Raw genomic sequence first — 15,829 nt, forward strand, 5'->3', positions numbered from 1 at the left:
ACTAGTCGCCTGAGCGACCTGCCAGCCGCGCACGGATATCCGGCTTCAGCACCTTGCCGACCTTGGAGCGCGGCAGATCGTCCCAGACTTCGATCTGCTTCGGTGTCTTGACGCTGCCGATCCGCTGCTTGACGAAGGCCGCCAGCGCCGTCGCATCGACGCTCTGGCCGGCGCGGGGCTGCACCACGGCGACGATCCGCTCACCCCATTTCTCGTCCGGAAGGCCAATCACGGCGCAATCCTGTACCGCCTCATGCGCCCGCAGCGCATTCTCGACCTCGATCGAGTAGACGTTGAACCCGCCGGTGATGATCATGTCCTTGGCGCGATCGACGATATAGAGGTAGCCATCGTCGTCGATGTAGCCGATGTCGCCGGTGTGGTGCCAGCCATGCGCGGAAGCCTCCGCCGTGGCCTCGGGATTTTTGTAATAGCCTTCCATCACCAGCGAGCCGCGAACCACGATCTCGCCGCGTGAACCGGTCGGCAGCAAATTGCCCTCGCCATCCATGATGCCGGCCTGCACCAACGGGCTGATCCGCCCCGCCGAGGCGAGACGCTCCATCGCGATCGTGCCATCGGCATTGTAGTGCTCGCCAGGTGCCATCATCGAAATCATCATCGGCGCTTCAGTCTGACCGAACAACTGCGCCATAGGCCCGATGCGCTGGAGCGCCTCCGCAAGCCGTGCGGCCGAGATCGGCGCCGCGCCGTACCAGAAGCATTGCAGAGACCCGAGCTTCGCGGAGTCGAGCCTGGGATGATCGAGCAGCATGTAGATCACGGTCGGCGGCAGGAAGGTGTGCGTGACATGGTAGCGCTCGATAGAATCGAGGAATTCGGCGATGTCGGGGCGATGCATGATCACGATGCGGCCGCCGAGCGCCATGATCGGGAAACACAGCACACCGGCCGCATGGGTCAACGGCGCGAGCGCGAGATAGACCGGACGACCCCTAAAGGGATAGCCCATCAGCGTCAGTGCCGTCATGGCCTCGATGTTGCGGCCCGACAGCATGACTCCCTTCGGCTTTCCTGTGGTGCCGCCGGTGCCGGGAATCATCGCGAGATCGTCGACCGTCTCGCGTTGATATTGGTCGGCGGGGAGGCCAGCGAGCCAGCTGTCGAACGAGGGCGCGAAGGACAACTCGGCATCGAGGCAGACGAGGACGCGCAGCTTCGGCAGCTCTGCACGCACCGCCTCGACCATCGGCGCGAAGCTTGAATGAAACAGCAGCAGGCTGCAGTCGAATTGGTCGAGGATGAGCCGGTTTTCGGCCGCCTCGTTGCGCGGATTGATTGGGCACCAAACCGAGCCCGCGCGGGAAATGCCGAACACGCATGCAAACGCGACCGGATCGTTGCCGGAAAGGATTGCGACCTTCTCGCCAGCAGCAATACCCGATCGCGCGAGCCCGCGCGCGACGCGGTAGCTCAGCAACTGCACCTCGCGATAGCTGAGATCGCGCCCGTCCATGGTCAGGCACGGCGCATCGGCGCCGAGCGAGGCACCTTTGTCGAGGTAATCGATAAAGCGCATGATCAATCCCCGAAACAGCTGGCGGGTGGCGCGCGACCGCGCCACCCGCGATCTTGCTCAGTCGTGCACGGTGAGGATCGGCCTGCTGACCAGCCCGAAGCTACGCAGCTGGCCGAGCAACTCGTGGTGACCGAACGCCTGGCAACCAGAGGCGAAGCCCACGCGCCTGGGCGGCTGCTGCAGCAGGTGCGCTGCGGCATAGGCCTGCAGCAAGCCGGTCTGCTTGTAGTTGCTGTTGCCGTTGATGACGCAGTGCGCGCGCCCCAACGGGCCGGAGGCATGCACCGAATCCAGCGACTTGTTGACGCGCGGGTTCTCCCGCGGCGGCATGGTGTTCATCACACCTGCGGCGGTCTGCGCCAGCGCGGCATAGCGGTCGTCGGGGTTCATGTCCTTGGTCGCCTCCAGCGCGGCGGCGACGATCTGCGGCACGCCCAGCATCAGCGCGCGGTTGAACACGCCGCCCAGCACCTTCACGTTGGCCACGCGCGGATCGCGCTTGAACCACACCGGGTGCGAGGTGCCGCCCCAGGGCAGCGCCAGCGCCAACTCATGCTGGCCGGGGATGGCGAGGTTGTAGAGACCAGCATCGGGCTGATGCTCGACATACTTGTTCTGTTCCAAGTAGTAGGCCTTTGCCATCGCGGCGTTGACCAGGATGGTCTGCGTCGAGGCGATGGTCGGGCTGCCGCCCCAGAACACGGCGATATCCAGTGTGTCGAGGCCGGGCGTCTCCAGGCACAGCTGCGCGGCGATCTCGCCGGTGGTGTACATCTGCGCGATGCCCGGCGCGAGCAGCAGGCCGGCATTGGCGAACTTGGTGCCCCATTCCTGCTCGAGCGTGATCAGCCAGTCCTGCTCGCCGGTGGTGTCGGTGTAGTGGCATCGGGACGCCCAACACGCCTGCACCACCTCGGCGCCGAACCTGGCGAAGGGGCCCACGGTGTTGAGCACCACCGAGGCACCGTTGAACAATTCCGTCAGTGCGCTCGCGGTGTGCGGCACTTCCACCACCTCGTAGTCGGCGGTCTCGATGCCGGCCACGTTCGCCTTCATTGCGGCGTCGAGCTTCTCCGCGCTGCGGCCAGCGGCGATGAAGGGGATGTTGTACTCGCGTAAATATTCGCAGACCAGCCGGCCGGTGTAGCCGGACGCGCCATAGACGATGACGGGCTTCTTCGCGCTCATTCTCGTTCCTCCGAAATGTTCGTTGTCAGGTTTGCAGCTCACATTCCCATGCCGCCATCGACCGGCAGTCCGATGCCGGTGATGAAGCGCGCCTCGTTCGAGCACAGGAACACCGCGGCGTCGGCGATGTCGCCGACCTCCGCGAGCTTGCCGAGAGGCGTCTGCTCCACCACCGAGCCGACCGCGGCGTTGACGTCGGGCGCGAGGCCGATCTTCACGATGTCGTTGGCCAGCTGCAGGCCCATGTCGGTCGGGATCAAGCCGGGATAGATGCAGTTGACGCGCACGCCATAACCGAGCTTGCCGGCCTCCATCGCAGCGACCCGCGTCATGCGATCGACCGCAGATTTCGTGCCGGAATAGACCGCGATGCTCGGGAAAGCGATCGTCGCCGCGACAGAAGCGATGTTGACGACCGCGCCGCCTTTGCCCGCCGCTCCGCCCGGCCGCATCGCGCGGAAGGCGTGCTTCATGCCGAGCACGGTGCCGACGATGTTGACGTCGCACATCCGCCGCGCATCCTCCGCTCTGATCTCGCTGACCAGCGACGTGATCTCAATGCCGGCATTGTTGATGAGGATGTCGTAGCCGCCGAGGGTGGCGACAGTCTTGGCCACCGCCCGCTCCCATTGCGCGTCGTCGGTGACGTCGAGCTGGACGAAGCCCGTCGCGACGTCTTCTTTCGCGATTCCCGCTGCGCTGGCGCGGCCGGTCTCCTCCAGAATGTCGGCGATCATGATCGAGGCGCCGGCGCGCGCCAACGCCTGCGCGATGGCCGCGCCGATTCCCCGGGCACCGCCGGTGACCAGGGCTTTCCTTCCTGCAAGGCTCTTCCCACTCATGACGCACTCCTCCGTTGCTGGTGATTGATTCGTGCTGCGCCAATCGGCGCGCGCGCCAGGTCGATAGGCGCAGGCCTTTCGACCGCACCCAGCGAAGCGTTCCTCCATGGTCGGACGTCTTGACGACTGTCCAAAATTATTGACGCGAACCTCCGCCAGAATCTTGACACTTGTCAAGATCGAATTTGACAGTTGTCTAAGGAAGTGGTTGTGAGGGGATGGAGCTATTCCGCGGTCGACGCGGTATAAGTCCTTGAAAGAACGGGACTGAGGAAGGGACGACATGGCGCGGCAGGTGACGGGGGCGGCCCGGCGTGTGGCCGAGGCGGCCGAGGCGCTGCGCGACGAGAAGTTCAACGCGCGACGCATCGAGCTTGCCGAGGCCGCGCTCGAAACGCTTGGAGAGCTTGGCTTCGCCCGGACCAGCCTGCGGGAGATCGCGCAGAACTCGGCGTTCACGCACGGCGTGTTTCACTATTATTTCAGCGACAAGCTCGACCTGATCTGCTGCTGCGTTCGCCACTACAAGGCGAAGTGCGTGACGCGCTATGACGAGGTCGTCGCAACAGCAACGAGCCGCGACGAATTGACGGAGGGCTTCCTCGCCAAGCTCGCAGCAACGCTGCAGAACGAAGCCCGCATGCACCGGCTTTGGTACGACCTGCGCTCGCAGGCGATGTTCGAGGCGGCGTTTCGCAAGGATGTACTCGAGATCGACAAGAGCCTGGAAGCGATGATCTGGCGCATTGCCTCTCGCTATGCCGAGCTCGGCGGCAAGCGGCCGGCGTCATCGCCAGGCGCGCTCTATGCGCTGTTCGACGGTCTATTCCAGAGTGCACTGCTCAAGCACCTCGCGGGTGACAAGAGGGCGGTTCCCGAACTGCTCGACGAAGTCCGGCGCCTGCTGCCGACGGTCTGCTGAAGCGCGGAAGCGAGCCCTGCGGACACAGCCCGGCGCGGCGAAGCTCAACTCGCGAACGCTTCCCGCCTCAACGCGCCGCCGGGATCAGCGCCCGCATGATCTCCGGCTTCCAAGTCTGACGCGCGCTGTCGAAGGCGGCGAAATCATGGTCGAACTGCCAGTAGGCCCATGCCCAGCCGAGCCGCTCCGCGCTTCGCGCCACGAACGACAGATATCTCGTCCGAGCTTCGGCTGGAGCGGCCTCGTACACGCCGAACTCGCCGAGATAGATCGGGCGCTTTTCCCGTTCGGACCAGATGCGCATCTTCTCGAAATCGGCGCGAGCCTTCCGTTCGTCCTCCGGAGTGCCCCAATCAAGCGGGCCTATCCGCGAGAACGTCGGCGACCACGGTGCGCCCTGATGGGTGAAACGGATCGGCGCGTAATAGTGAAACGTCACGATGAGGTTTCGGTCATCCGACGGCAGGACCAGGTCCTCGACAGGCATGGCATCGACGTTGAGAACCGCAGCGATGACCGTCCGCCGGGGGTTGGTGATGCGGATGATGCCGAGACACTCGTTCAGAAGGGCGTTCCAGCTGGTGGACGTCATCTGCCCGCCCGGCTCATTGAGGACCTCGAAGACAAGCCTCGGATATTTTCCGGCATAGCGCGCGGCGATTTGCGTCCAGAATGCTTTCAGCTTCTCGGCGCACTCGGAGACGTCGCGCTGACAGACATGGGTATCGTGCTCGTCCAGGATGGGGATGAGATTTCGGGCGAGCACCTCCTCGATGACGGCATCGAGCCGCCCCAAGACGACTTCGTCCAGCGAGTTCCCCGGGTTCATGAACTTGAAGCCGAAGAAATTGATCCGAACGTGCGAGAACCCGGCGCGCCTGATCGCAGTGAGGTTGTCCAGACGAAATGGCGCGTTCCGGCCTCCCTCCCAGATGCCGTCGTAGCCAAGAATGTTGATGCCGCGCCCCAATTTTGGGGGAGCGGGCGCGGTGGCCTGCCCGGCTGCCTCGGCCCGGGAGAGGATCGCAAGCACGGATAGTGCCAAGGCGAGACCGAACGTTACCGACCAGCGGGCGCAGATGGCATTCATCCCGCTTGCTCCATCATGGCTGCAGGGGTTGCTGCGGCACCGGCCTGCACACTGCGAAGAAGAATGCGACGAGCAGCACCGACGTGAACATCGTCGAGCGCAGGAACATCGTCTCCGTGAAATTCGATTGAAAGCTGAGGACGACAAATCCGATGATGAGAGCGCAGTGGCGCCGATCGATCGACCGCGTGGCGATCAAATACAGGACCTTTTCCGAGAACAGATAGACGCTCGCGACGAACAGCACGTATCCCAGAAATCCCGTTTCCATCGCCACCGCGATGTAGCCGCTATGATAATTGTCGAGCACCCAGCCATGGTTCTGGTTGAAATAGTCGTAAATCGCAGGGCGTGTCCAGAATCCGTTGATGCCAAAGCCCAGCAGCGGCGCATCGTTGAAATGGCTGATGGCGTACTGCCAGATGAAGGTCCGCTCGGTCAGATTGATGGTCGATTCGCCGAGATGGATGGAATCGTATCCCGTCACATAGAAATACAGGATCAGCAGGGCAGCCAGGATGCACATGACGACCGGCAGCACCGCGTAAACTCTCATGCAGCGGATCGACCACATCGAGGTCACGAGCAGTCCACCCGCGGCAATTGCAACGGCGCCGGCACCACGAGATTCCGAAGCGATCACGCACGTCGATGCCAGGAGAAACGTCAGGAGAAAAACGCTCCACCCCTGGCCCGTCATCTTCTGATAGCAGGCAAAGAACATCAGATATGCGCTGATGAAGCCGAGCGTCTGCTTCGATTCATATATTCCTTGCCACTGGCCATTGTGCATCCAGCTCTGGTCGACGCCGATCTCGGGCACGAAGACCGCACACAGGGCCGAGGCGGCGACCAGCATGAAGAGCCCCAGCGCCGTCGATCCGACGATCTCGTCGATGTCGATCCGCGTGATGAGGCAGTACGCACCGAAGGTCGTCACCACGAGGGCCGCACTCTTCATGATCGCCGCGGTGGCGAGGCCGGTCCAGAGAACGGAAACGGCGGCGAGAGCATAGAATGCGACCAGCGCGATGAGATCGGGATTGGGCTGCACGCGCACGCATGGACGCACGAAGGCACTGGCGTAGATCAGGACGATCCACATCAAGAGCGCAACGGCCTGTTGCACATAGCTCCACTCTGCGGGAAGCAGCGCGGGATTGAAGACGCCCATCGACGCGACAACGTTGATGGTGATCGAGCCGCGGATCACGGTTCTGGCAAGCTTTTCCACGCCGGCACTGGGCGCTTTCCGGATCGCGCTGTCGTATGCCTCGGAATCCGCGACGGTGTGCAGGCTGGTCATGAGCTGACCTTCCTGAAGCACGGTTAATATTTTGCTTAATACCGCGATCGCTTTCGCGCGCAGGGCTATCGCATTTGAGCGCTTTTCCCTGCGGCCATCCTTCGAGATGCCCGCTTGAGGCGGGCTCCTCAAGATGAGGACGGAGTGCGCGGCAAAGGTGCAGTCCGGCCCCTGGCGATATCGACGATCGGCTCTAGGCCGCGGTCGCCGGCGGCAGCGCGAGCACCGAATAGATCGCCTGGGCATCGCGCGAGGCGCGGAGCTTCTTGGCGATGTCCTGGTCGCGGAGCAGGCGGGCGATGCGGGCGAGCGCCTTGAGGTGATCGGCGCCGGCGCCTTCGGGCGCGAGCAGCAGGAAGACGAGATCGACCGGCTGGCCGTCCATCGCCTCGAAGTCGATCGGGCGATCGAGCCGGGCGAACAGGCCGAAGATCTTTTCCAGCTTGGGCAGCTTGCCGTGCGGAATGGCGACGCCATAGCCGACCGCGGTGGTGCCGAGCTTCTCCCGTTGCAGCAGCACCTCGAATACCGAGCGCTCGTTCTGCCCGGTCAGCTCGGCGGCCTTGGCCGCGAGCTCCTGCAAGGCCTGCTTCTTGCTGTTGACCTTCAATGCCGGGAGAATCGCCTCGGGTGCGACCAGATCGGTAATCGGCATGGAGGGTTTCCGAGGTGAATTAAACCGTCAGGTTCCGAATTGGCCAGCTTGATAGACCAAGCTGAGCCGGCGTCAATAACATGAAGCAGGAGGGGGACTTAGCCCAAAGTCCCACCAAGTCCAGATGTGGGGGGCTTCTACTCCAACGCAATCCCGGTGCCAACTCCCGCATGCGGCTTTGCCCCCGTCATTGTTAAAGGCCGGGATGGTACGGGCCCGGGTCACGGGCCTAACCGTCCGACCGGCCGTCCACCTTCGCCCCCGGCGGATCAATCCAGCCCACATTGCCGTCCGCCCGGCGGTAAATGATGTTCACCCGGCCGGACGAACCGTGCTGGAACACCAGGCAGGGTGCCCCGCTGAGGTCGAGTTCCATGACCGCTTCGCTGACCGAGAGACGCTTCAGCGACGTGGTCTGCTCCGCAATGATGACGGGACTGTAGCCGGTGACGTCCTCTTCGCCCTCTCCGGGCGCTTCCAGCACATAGCTGGTGGCGTCGAGTGCAGCCATCGCTTCGGAGGCGGCATGGGCCTTGCGAGCGGAGCGGTCCTTGAGCCGGTTCTTGTAGCGGCGCAGCCGCCTCTCGATCATCAGCAGCGCCTGGTCGGCGCTGGCATAAGCATCCGGCGCGTTCGAATCGGCCTCCAGCGTGATTCCCGAATCGAGATGCAGGGCGCAATCGGTGCGAAAGCCGAAGCCGTCCTTGCTGAGCGTGATGTGGCCGGAATAGTTGCCGTCGAAATATTTGCGCAGCACCTCGTCGGTGCGGTCGGCAACGCGGCCGCGCAGGGCCTCGCCGACGCTGATGCTTTTTCCCGAGATTCTGAGAGTCATGTGATGCCTCGCTTGGTTGGTGCCCAGCTTGGATCGGTCTCGATGGGAAATCGAGAGTAGCGCGATTTGCCGCCAGCGCAATCAGGCCGGTTCGGGATTGCGGGAGCGATCGGACAAGGCGGTGGAGAGGACGTTACCAAGAGCGCTCTGCTTGTCGCGGCGGCGTTGCACCGAGGAGGGTATGCGCATGGCTTCGCGGTACTTCGCGACCGTGCGGCGGGCAATATCAATGCCCGAGGCGCGCAAGCGTTCCACGATGGTGTCATCCGACAGGATCGCGGAGGGCTGCTCCGAATCGATCAGCTGCTTGATGTGGTGACGCACGGCTTCCGCCGAATGCGCCTCGCCGCCGTCGGCCGAGGCGATCGAGGCCGTGAAGAAATATTTCAGCTCGAACGTGCCGCGGTTGGTCGCCATATATTTGTTGGCGGTGACGCGCGATACCGTGGATTCATGCATCTGGATGGCGTCGGCGACGGCCTTCAGATTGAGCGGCCGCAGGTGCGCGACGCCATGGGTGAAGAAGCCGTCCTGCTGGCGCACGATCTCGGTTGCAACCTTCAGGATGGTGCGGGCGCGCTGGTCGAGCGCGCGCACGAGCCAGGTCGCGTTCTGGAGCGCGTCGGTGAAATAGGACTTGTCGCCGTCCTTGCCGATCTTCTTCGACAGCTCGGAATAGTAGGTCTGGTTGACCAGCACACGCGGCAAGGTGTCGCTGTTGAGCTCGACGTGCCAGCCGCCGTCCGGACCGGGGCGGACATAGACATCGGGCACCATGGTCTGCAGGCGCGCCGAGCCGAACTTCATGCCCGGCTTCGGATTGAGGCGGCGGATCTCGCCGATCATGTCGGCGATGTCCTCGTCGTCGACACCGCAGATCTTGCGCAAGGCGACGATGTCGCGCTTGGCAAGCAGATCGAGATGCTCGACCAGGGCCTGCATCGCGGGGTCGTAGCGGTCGAGCTCGCGCAGCTGGATCGCCAGGCATTCGCTCAGGGAGCGCGCGCAGACGCCGGGCGGGTCGAATTTTTGCAGCACGGCGAGGACGTCCTCGACCTCGGCTTGCGATGCGCCAAGACGCTCGGCGGCCTGGCCGAGATCGGGCGGCAGATAGCCGGCCTCGTCGACGAGGTCGATCAGGTACTGGCCGATCAGGCGCTGGGCGGGTGCGGTGTAGGCGACCGAGAGCTGCTCGGCGAGATGATCCGACAACGTCGTCTCGGCCGCGACAAAAGCCTCGAGATTGTAGTCTTCGTCACCGGAGGCGCCGCCGCCCCATTCGGTATAGGTGGTCGGCACGGCATCCTGGGCGTTGCGCGCCGCGGCCTCGGCCGGCTCTTCGGAGAAGACGTTGTCGAGGCCGGTGTCCAGGGTCTGCTCGATCTCGGCGCGGGTGCCGAGATCCTTGCTCATCCATTCTTCCTGGCCCGGCTCGAACGCCTCGCCCGGACCGCCGCCCGGTTCGTCGCTGCTTCCGCCGCCGAAATCGTCGTTATCGCTGTACTGGCCGGCCTCGGCCGGAGCGTCGCCCGCGGGGGCCTCGTCACTGGCCCGCTCCAGCAGGGGGTTTCGCTCGAGCTCCTCTTCCACGAAGGTCGTGAGATCGAGGTTGGACAATTGCAGCAGCTTGATCGCCTGCATCAGCTGCGGCGTCATGACCAGCGACTGCGATTGCCGGAACTCTAATCTCTGCGTGAGAGCCATGAAGCAAGAACCGTTCCCAAAAATTGGTCCGATTTTTGCTTATCCTAGTCTTGGCACGATGTACACGGCTTGACGTATTGGAAAAAAGGGCTAGAGGCGGAATTCCTCGCCAAGGTAGAGGCGGCGCACGTCCGGATCGGCAACGATCTCATCCGGGGTCCCCTCGGTCAAGATTTCCCCGGCATAAACGATATAGGCGCGATCGGTGAGGCCGAGCGTCTCGCGAACATTGTGGTCGGTGATGAGCACGCCGATGCCGCGATTGGTGAGATGGCGGACGAGGTCCTGGATGTCGCCGACCGCGATCGGATCGATGCCGGCGAAGGGCTCGTCGAGCAGCATGTAGTTCGGACGCGTTGCCAGCGCGCGTGCGATCTCGACGCGGCGGCGCTCGCCGCCGGACAACGCAATCGACGGCGATTTGCGCAGGCGCGTGATGTTGAACTCGTCGAGCAAGGAATCGAGTTGCTGCTCGCGCTTCTTGCGCGAGGGCTCGACCACTTCGAGCACGGCGCGGATGTTCTGCTCGACGGTGAGGCCGCGGAAGATCGAGGCTTCCTGCGGCAGATAGCCGATGCCGAGCCGCGCGCGCTGATACATCGGCAGCTTCGTCACATCGTGGCCGTCGAGCTCGATCGCGCCGCGATCGGCCTTGATCAGGCCGGTGATCATGTAGAACACGGTGGTCTTGCCGGCGCCGTTCGGCCCGAGCAGGCCGACCGCCTCGCCCCGGCGCACATAGATGCTGACGCCGCGCACCACCTGGCGGCTGCCGAAGGCCTTTTCCACGCTATGCACAGCCAGGAAGCCCGGCCGTTTCAGGAGCTGCGGCCCGCCGGCGCCGTTGGACCTGGCGGCGCTCCTGACGGGATGAACCGCCTGCGGACGCGGCTCGGCCTGATAGTCGGCCTCGTAGTCACCCTGGAACTGGTCGGGCGCGCGCGGCTGGTCGCGGGCGATCGGCGGCGCGTCCCTGACAGGGCTGGCCACGAGGCCGCCGACGCTGTCACCGAGCGCGGTGATGTCCTGACGCGCAAATCCTGGCCGGCCGCGCTTGGCGGGGCGCCGACGGAACATGCTGAAGAGATCGACCATCCCCGCCTTCTAGCCTTTCGCGACGATCCTGCGCGAATTCGCGCGACCTGCCGCACCGGCCTTTCGATTCGCCGATGCAGCATGAGTGAAGGGATGTCTCATGCCCAGTGAAACACGCCCGAAAAGCGGCGGCCCCGCTTCGAAAGCCCTGCGCGCTAGATACAGTCTCGCTCGCCAGGCTTCAACCTCGGATCGGGAGCACCCGAGACAAGTGATTGAATTTACTTTTGTTTACTTGCGCCGGGCAGTTGCAAGGGCGGCGCCGCGCCGGGTTTGGCCCCCTGTCCCCCTTGGCCGCAATCATTGCTGCCGCCCTGCGGCAGCAATGCCTGCACCCGGCCGTTGTCGGATTCCACACGTGAGACGCCCGTCGTCATGTCGACCATCAGGCGGTCACCGCGCAGCACGTTCCTGCACTGGGTCAGGACCACCTGGCCCGAGCCGCCGAGCATGGTGATGAGGTTGGTCTTGGTGTCGAACACCGCGGTCTCGCCCGTCACCACCTGGTCCTTCTGGGTGACCACGACATTGCCGCGCGCCTCCAGCCGCTTGATCGAGGAGCTGCCGCCCGGCCCGGGCGTCGCCGACTGCATCGGCGCCGATTTCGTGCCCTTCGCCGCAGGCTGCGGGGCGGCCGGCTTGTCGCCGCCGCCCGACTCGTAAAACACCACCAGCGTCTTCGAGGTCATGGTGGTGTCGCCCTGCACGACCTTCACATTGCCGGCGAAGGTCGCCTCCTTCTTCTTGTCGCGCATCTCGAGCGAGGCGGCTTCGATCTGGATCGGCTGATCGCGGTTCTGCGAAAAACCCTGCATCGCGTTGGGCACGCCTTGCATCGTGCTCTGCGCAAGGGCCGCACCCGTGACGAGCAGCGCGAGCCCGGCGGCGAGCGCGGCCTTGCTGACAACAGCGTCGCGCGGAAAACAGTACATCATGAAAATCACTTCGAATTGGCAGACTTGTTCTGAGGCGTGCGTGTCTTCGCCGGCGCGGGTTCGGGCGGCGCAGGCTGAGTTGCGGCGGGCTCGTCCAGCTTGTCCAGGTGCATCACCACATTGCCCTCGAAGCGAATGACGTCACCGCCTTCGGTAATTCGCAGGCGATCCGCGCTCACCGTGCCGTTGGTCAGCTTGACGTCGACGCGCTCGTCCGAGGTGACCGTGCCCTTGCCCATGTCGACGAAGGCCGAGTTCAGCCGCGCCTCATAGCCGGTCGAGGTGCGCAGGTAGATGTCCTTGTGCAAGTCCAGCTGCTGCTGCTTGTTGTCGAAGCGGCCGGTGCGGGCGTCGAGGAACAAGGTCGATTGATCCTCCATCAGCACCTTCGCGCGCAAATCCGACAGATCGACATGATCGGGATCGGTGATGTCCTGCGTCGCAGTCTTGGCCCAGAGCTCGTAGGGCCGCTGGTCCGGCGTGTAGCCGGCGAGGTGCGGCGATTCCATCGTGATCTTGGTGCCGGACACGACCAGGTTTCCGGAATCGAGCGGCAGCTTCGGCATCAGCATGCGGAACGGATTGAAGATGGAGACGCCGACGATGGCGGCCATGGACAACAGCACCGCACCCGGCACCGCGATGCGCAGAATCCGCACCAGGCGGCTGTGGCGCGCCGCGCTGGCAAACTTCGCCGCAAGCGCGGCGTCGTAGGTGGGATTCTGGGCCGAATTCACTGGGGTCCTATTTACCTGGCTCCTGACGTATCGCTCGCCTCGTCCGGTCGAGGGGCACCCCATTCTATCCGGCGGCGCCCAAATATGCAGCCGGGGACAGGCCGTTACGAAAGTGTCCGAAACGGGGCGGCAACCTCAGGCCAATCGCCGCGCAGGCCTTCAGGAATGCGCGAAAATGTCCTCTTCCGCCCAGCCCTGGAGGTCGAGCAGGGCGCGGGTTGGCAGGAAATCGAAACAGGCCTGCGCCAGCTGGCTGCGGCCTTCCCGCACCAGCATGGCATCGAGCCGCTCGCGCAAGCCGTGCAGATGCAGCACGTCGGAGGCGGCGTAGGCGAGCTGCGGCTCGGTCAGGCTGTCGGAACCCCAGTCGCTGGACTGCTGCTGCTTGGAGAGGTCGATGTTGAGCACCTCGCGCACGAGGTCCTTGAGGCCATGGCGGTCGGTATAGGTACGGGTCAGGCGGGAGGCAATCTTGGTGCAATAAATCGGCCCGGTCATGACGCCAAAGGTCTGGTACAGCACCGCGACGTCGAACCGCGCAAAGTGGAAGATCTTGGTGACGGCCGGGTTGGCCAGCAGCGCCTTCAGGTTCGGCGCGTCGGTGTGACCCTTGGGGATCTGCACCACGTCGGCGCTGCCGTCGCCGGGCGAGAGCTGCACCACACAGAGCCGGTCGCGGTGCGGGTTCAGCCCCATGGTCTCGGTGTCGATCGCCACCGCTCCGGTGTAGCGGGACAGGTCGGGCAGGTCGCCGCGGTGCAGGCGTACGGTCATGGCGGGTCAAAACCTCGGGTCGAATCGGTTGCGTCGGCACAATAGCTAATTCGGATTGCCCGCGATGTAGCCATTGCCGGCGGGCCGCGCAAGCACGGGGTTCGGTCAGATCGCCGCCAGCATGATGCAGATCATCGCCGCAACCGCAATGCGGCTGGGGCCGTCGCGGAAGGCGTACAGAATGGGGTCATCGGGCATCTCGCGGCGATGCGCCATCATCAACGCGCGGCCGAACCAGTACAGCAGCAGCGGAGTGAGCAGCCACAGCATCCAGGGACGGCTGTAGAGCGGCGTCACCGCCGAGGAAGAGACGTAGAGCGAGAACACGGTCACCGCGTTCATCGCGCTCGCCGCCGCCATCGCGGCGATGATTTGCAGGTCGGTGACGCGATAGTCGCGGTTGGAGGGATCGGCGAGCCCCGCGCTCTCGCGCATGCTGAGCTCGCTGAAGCGCTTGATCAGCGCCAGCGAGGTGAACACGAACAGCGAGAAGATCAGGAGCCATTCCGACAGCACCACGCCGACACCGACCGCGCCGGCGACGATGCGAAGCGTGTAGAGACCGGCGAGCGTGACGATGTCGACCAGCATCTTGCGCTTGAGCACGAGCGAATAGGCGATCGTGGTGGCGAGATAGACGCCGAGCACGCCGAGGAACAAAGGCGAGATGCAGAGGCTGGCTGCGACCGCGAACGACCACAGCGCAGGGATCGCCGACAGCGCCGACGAGATCGGCAGATCGCCGGCCGCGAGCGCGCGATGGCGCTTGGTCGGATGCTGGCGGTCCGCAGCGAGATCGAGCAGATCGTTCATCAGATAGGCGCCCGAGGCGCAGGCCGAGAACGCCAGGAACGCGAGCAGTGCGTCGCCGAGCGCCGAAAGGCTCATCTGATGCGCAGTGAGCGCCGGCACGAACACCAGCGTGTTCTTGGCGTATTGATAGACGCGCAGCGCCTTGGCCCAGATCTTGAGACTGGTCTTGAGACTGGCTTTGCGGACGTCGCGATTTTCGATGCGCTCGATCGAGGCACGATCGAACGGCAAGCTGCCCGCAGCGAGGTCGGCCGGCGTGACGACGCCGTCGAAGCCGAGATGCGCCGCGATGGCAGCAGCATGACCGGCGAAGCGTCCCGCGACGAGATAGATCTTCTCACCCCGCGCCCGCGCCGCCAGCGCCCGGTTCATCACGTCGGAATCATAGGGCAGATGGGCGTAGTCGATTTCGGCCCGCGCCAGGATCTCCGTGAGCGCCGCCATGCCCGGGCGTCCGCCAGCGCCGAAGCGGGCCAGCATGCGGCCCGGGCTGGAGAACAGCGCCTCCATCAGCAGCTCGGAGCGCAACAGCGCGCCTTCGAGATCGATCACGAGTGTCCGCGCAGCCGCCGGGGTTGCCGACGGCTCGGACAGGCCAGGATCGTAACTCCAGGCAGGCTGCTCCATCCGAAAACGCTCTTACTTGCCGCGACATGACCGGCATCCGGCCGGGGAGCAGGGAAAGGGACGGCCGCGAGCCTAGGGGGCATTCGCTAAAGGCGGCTTAACCGGGGCTGGAGGCGCAGCGGGAAGGGTGTGGGGAGCGGCCGCCGATCCGGCGACAAACACAGACTTATCAATAGGTTATCGCCAAACAACGCTCACGGCGTCTTCTTCTGTGCAGGCACGGCCGGCTTCGCGGGCGTCGCCTGGGCTTGCGGCTGTGCTGATGCGGCTTCCGGCGTGGCGATCGCGATCGCGATCGCGAACAGACGCCATTGTCCGGCGACGATCTGAAAGGTGAGATCGAACTGGATCTGCTGCGGCCGGGTCGGGATGTGACCCGCAAGGCGCAACATTCCGCGCTGATCGAGCGCGGGCGCGTCGCCGAATTGCGGCGCCAGCAATGCCGCACCGTAGAGATCGAAATTGCGGCGCCGCAGGTCGAGAAAATTCAGCCCGAGATCGGCGGCGGTGTTGCGCGCCTGGAAGTCGGGCGCAGCGAGGTCGCGCAGCACCGTGTAATTGCCGGTGCGGTTGGCATCGTTGAGCGTGAGCAGCGTCGAGCGGATCAGATAGAGCGCCTGCTCCAGCGTGACGGGCAGCGACGGCTGCGCGGCAGCCGGCGCAGGCACAGGAACAGGCGTCTTCTGCTGCGCCATCGCCCTGTCATTTCCGCAGCACAGCAGCAGCGCCAGTGCCATCACGGCTCGCGCGATCGATCGCATCGAAT

The 15,829-nt window shown here is 64.5% G+C and carries 15 protein-coding genes; 1 reads left to right on the top strand and 14 read right to left on the bottom strand.

What is annotated here, in order from left to right:
- Position 1: 1 nt before the first annotated feature.
- The 3 genes from JQ566_RS14275 to JQ566_RS14285 are packed head-to-tail and all read right to left on the bottom strand — an operon-like array spanning position 2 to position 3,570.
- On the bottom strand, positions 2–1,540 hold the full coding sequence (locus JQ566_RS14275) for an AMP-binding protein (RefSeq protein ID WP_212372855.1): 1,539 nt from the start codon (positions 1,538–1,540) through the stop codon (positions 2–4).
- 57 nt (positions 1,541–1,597) lie between these two features.
- On the bottom strand, positions 1,598–2,728 hold the full coding sequence (locus JQ566_RS14280) for a DUF5938 domain-containing protein (protein ID WP_212372857.1): 1,131 nt from the start codon (positions 2,726–2,728) through the stop codon (positions 1,598–1,600).
- A 38-nt stretch (positions 2,729–2,766) separates the two neighbouring features.
- On the bottom strand, positions 2,767–3,570 hold the full coding sequence (locus JQ566_RS14285) for an SDR family NAD(P)-dependent oxidoreductase (RefSeq protein ID WP_212372859.1): 804 nt from the start codon (positions 3,568–3,570) through the stop codon (positions 2,767–2,769).
- A 283-nt stretch (positions 3,571–3,853) separates the two neighbouring features.
- On the opposite strand from JQ566_RS14285, the gene JQ566_RS14290 reads away from it, so the two are divergent.
- On the top strand, positions 3,854–4,492 hold the full coding sequence (locus JQ566_RS14290) for a TetR/AcrR family transcriptional regulator (protein WP_212372861.1): 639 nt from the start codon (positions 3,854–3,856) through the stop codon (positions 4,490–4,492).
- 67 nt (positions 4,493–4,559) lie between these two features.
- Here the strand turns inward: JQ566_RS14290 and JQ566_RS14295 are convergent, their stop codons facing one another.
- The 11 genes from JQ566_RS14295 to JQ566_RS14345 all read right to left on the bottom strand — a co-directional run bounded on the left by JQ566_RS14295 (position 4,560) and on the right by JQ566_RS14345 (position 15,824).
- The gene (locus JQ566_RS14295; RefSeq protein ID WP_212372863.1) at positions 4,560–5,582 is read right to left on the bottom strand and encodes a glycoside hydrolase family 5 protein; all 1,023 of its coding nucleotides are present in this window, start codon (positions 5,580–5,582) and stop codon (positions 4,560–4,562) included.
- Between the two features lie 13 nt (positions 5,583–5,595).
- The gene (locus JQ566_RS14300; protein WP_212372865.1) at positions 5,596–6,888 is read right to left on the bottom strand and encodes an O-antigen ligase family protein; all 1,293 of its coding nucleotides are present in this window, start codon (positions 6,886–6,888) and stop codon (positions 5,596–5,598) included.
- 193 nt (positions 6,889–7,081) lie between these two features.
- Positions 7,082–7,543, bottom strand: coding sequence for a PTS IIA-like nitrogen regulatory protein PtsN (ptsN, locus tag JQ566_RS14305; RefSeq protein WP_008141251.1), 462 nt, complete (start codon positions 7,541–7,543; stop codon positions 7,082–7,084).
- A gap of 229 nt (positions 7,544–7,772) precedes the next feature.
- Positions 7,773–8,378 carry a ribosome hibernation-promoting factor, HPF/YfiA family gene (hpf, locus tag JQ566_RS14310; protein ID WP_212372866.1) on the bottom strand — a complete coding sequence of 202 codons (606 nt, stop codon included), beginning with the start codon at positions 8,376–8,378 and terminating at the stop codon, positions 7,773–7,775.
- An 81-nt stretch (positions 8,379–8,459) separates the two neighbouring features.
- Positions 8,460–10,082, bottom strand: coding sequence for an RNA polymerase factor sigma-54 (rpoN, locus tag JQ566_RS14315; protein ID WP_212372867.1), 1,623 nt, complete (start codon positions 10,080–10,082; stop codon positions 8,460–8,462).
- Positions 10,083–10,172: 90 nt separating this feature from the next.
- Complete coding sequence (gene lptB / locus JQ566_RS14320) at positions 10,173–11,177, bottom strand: LPS export ABC transporter ATP-binding protein (protein WP_212372868.1); 1,005 nt, start codon at positions 11,175–11,177, stop codon at positions 10,173–10,175.
- A gap of 221 nt (positions 11,178–11,398) precedes the next feature.
- Positions 11,399–12,112, bottom strand: a complete 714-nt coding sequence (locus JQ566_RS14325; RefSeq protein WP_212372869.1) for an LptA/OstA family protein — start codon at positions 12,110–12,112, stop codon at positions 11,399–11,401.
- Between the two features lie 5 nt (positions 12,113–12,117).
- Complete coding sequence (gene lptC / locus JQ566_RS14330; protein ID WP_212372870.1) at positions 12,118–12,849, bottom strand: LPS export ABC transporter periplasmic protein LptC; 732 nt, start codon at positions 12,847–12,849, stop codon at positions 12,118–12,120.
- A 159-nt stretch (positions 12,850–13,008) separates the two neighbouring features.
- Entirely contained in the window at positions 13,009–13,623 is a 615-nt protein-coding gene (locus tag JQ566_RS14335) for a ribonuclease D (RefSeq protein ID WP_212372871.1), read from the bottom strand.
- A gap of 105 nt (positions 13,624–13,728) precedes the next feature.
- Positions 13,729–15,063, bottom strand: coding sequence for a UbiA family prenyltransferase (locus tag JQ566_RS14340; protein ID WP_212372872.1), 1,335 nt, complete (start codon positions 15,061–15,063; stop codon positions 13,729–13,731).
- 194 nt (positions 15,064–15,257) lie between these two features.
- Entirely contained in the window at positions 15,258–15,824 is a 567-nt protein-coding gene (locus JQ566_RS14345) for a hypothetical protein (RefSeq protein ID WP_249139451.1), read from the bottom strand.
- Positions 15,825–15,829: the final 5 nt, after the last annotated feature.

Origin of the sequence: Bradyrhizobium sp. SZCCT0231 (genome assembly GCF_018130245.1) — a bacterium.
In the GTDB taxonomy this organism is placed as follows: domain Bacteria; phylum Pseudomonadota; class Alphaproteobacteria; order Rhizobiales; family Xanthobacteraceae; genus Bradyrhizobium; species Bradyrhizobium japonicum_F.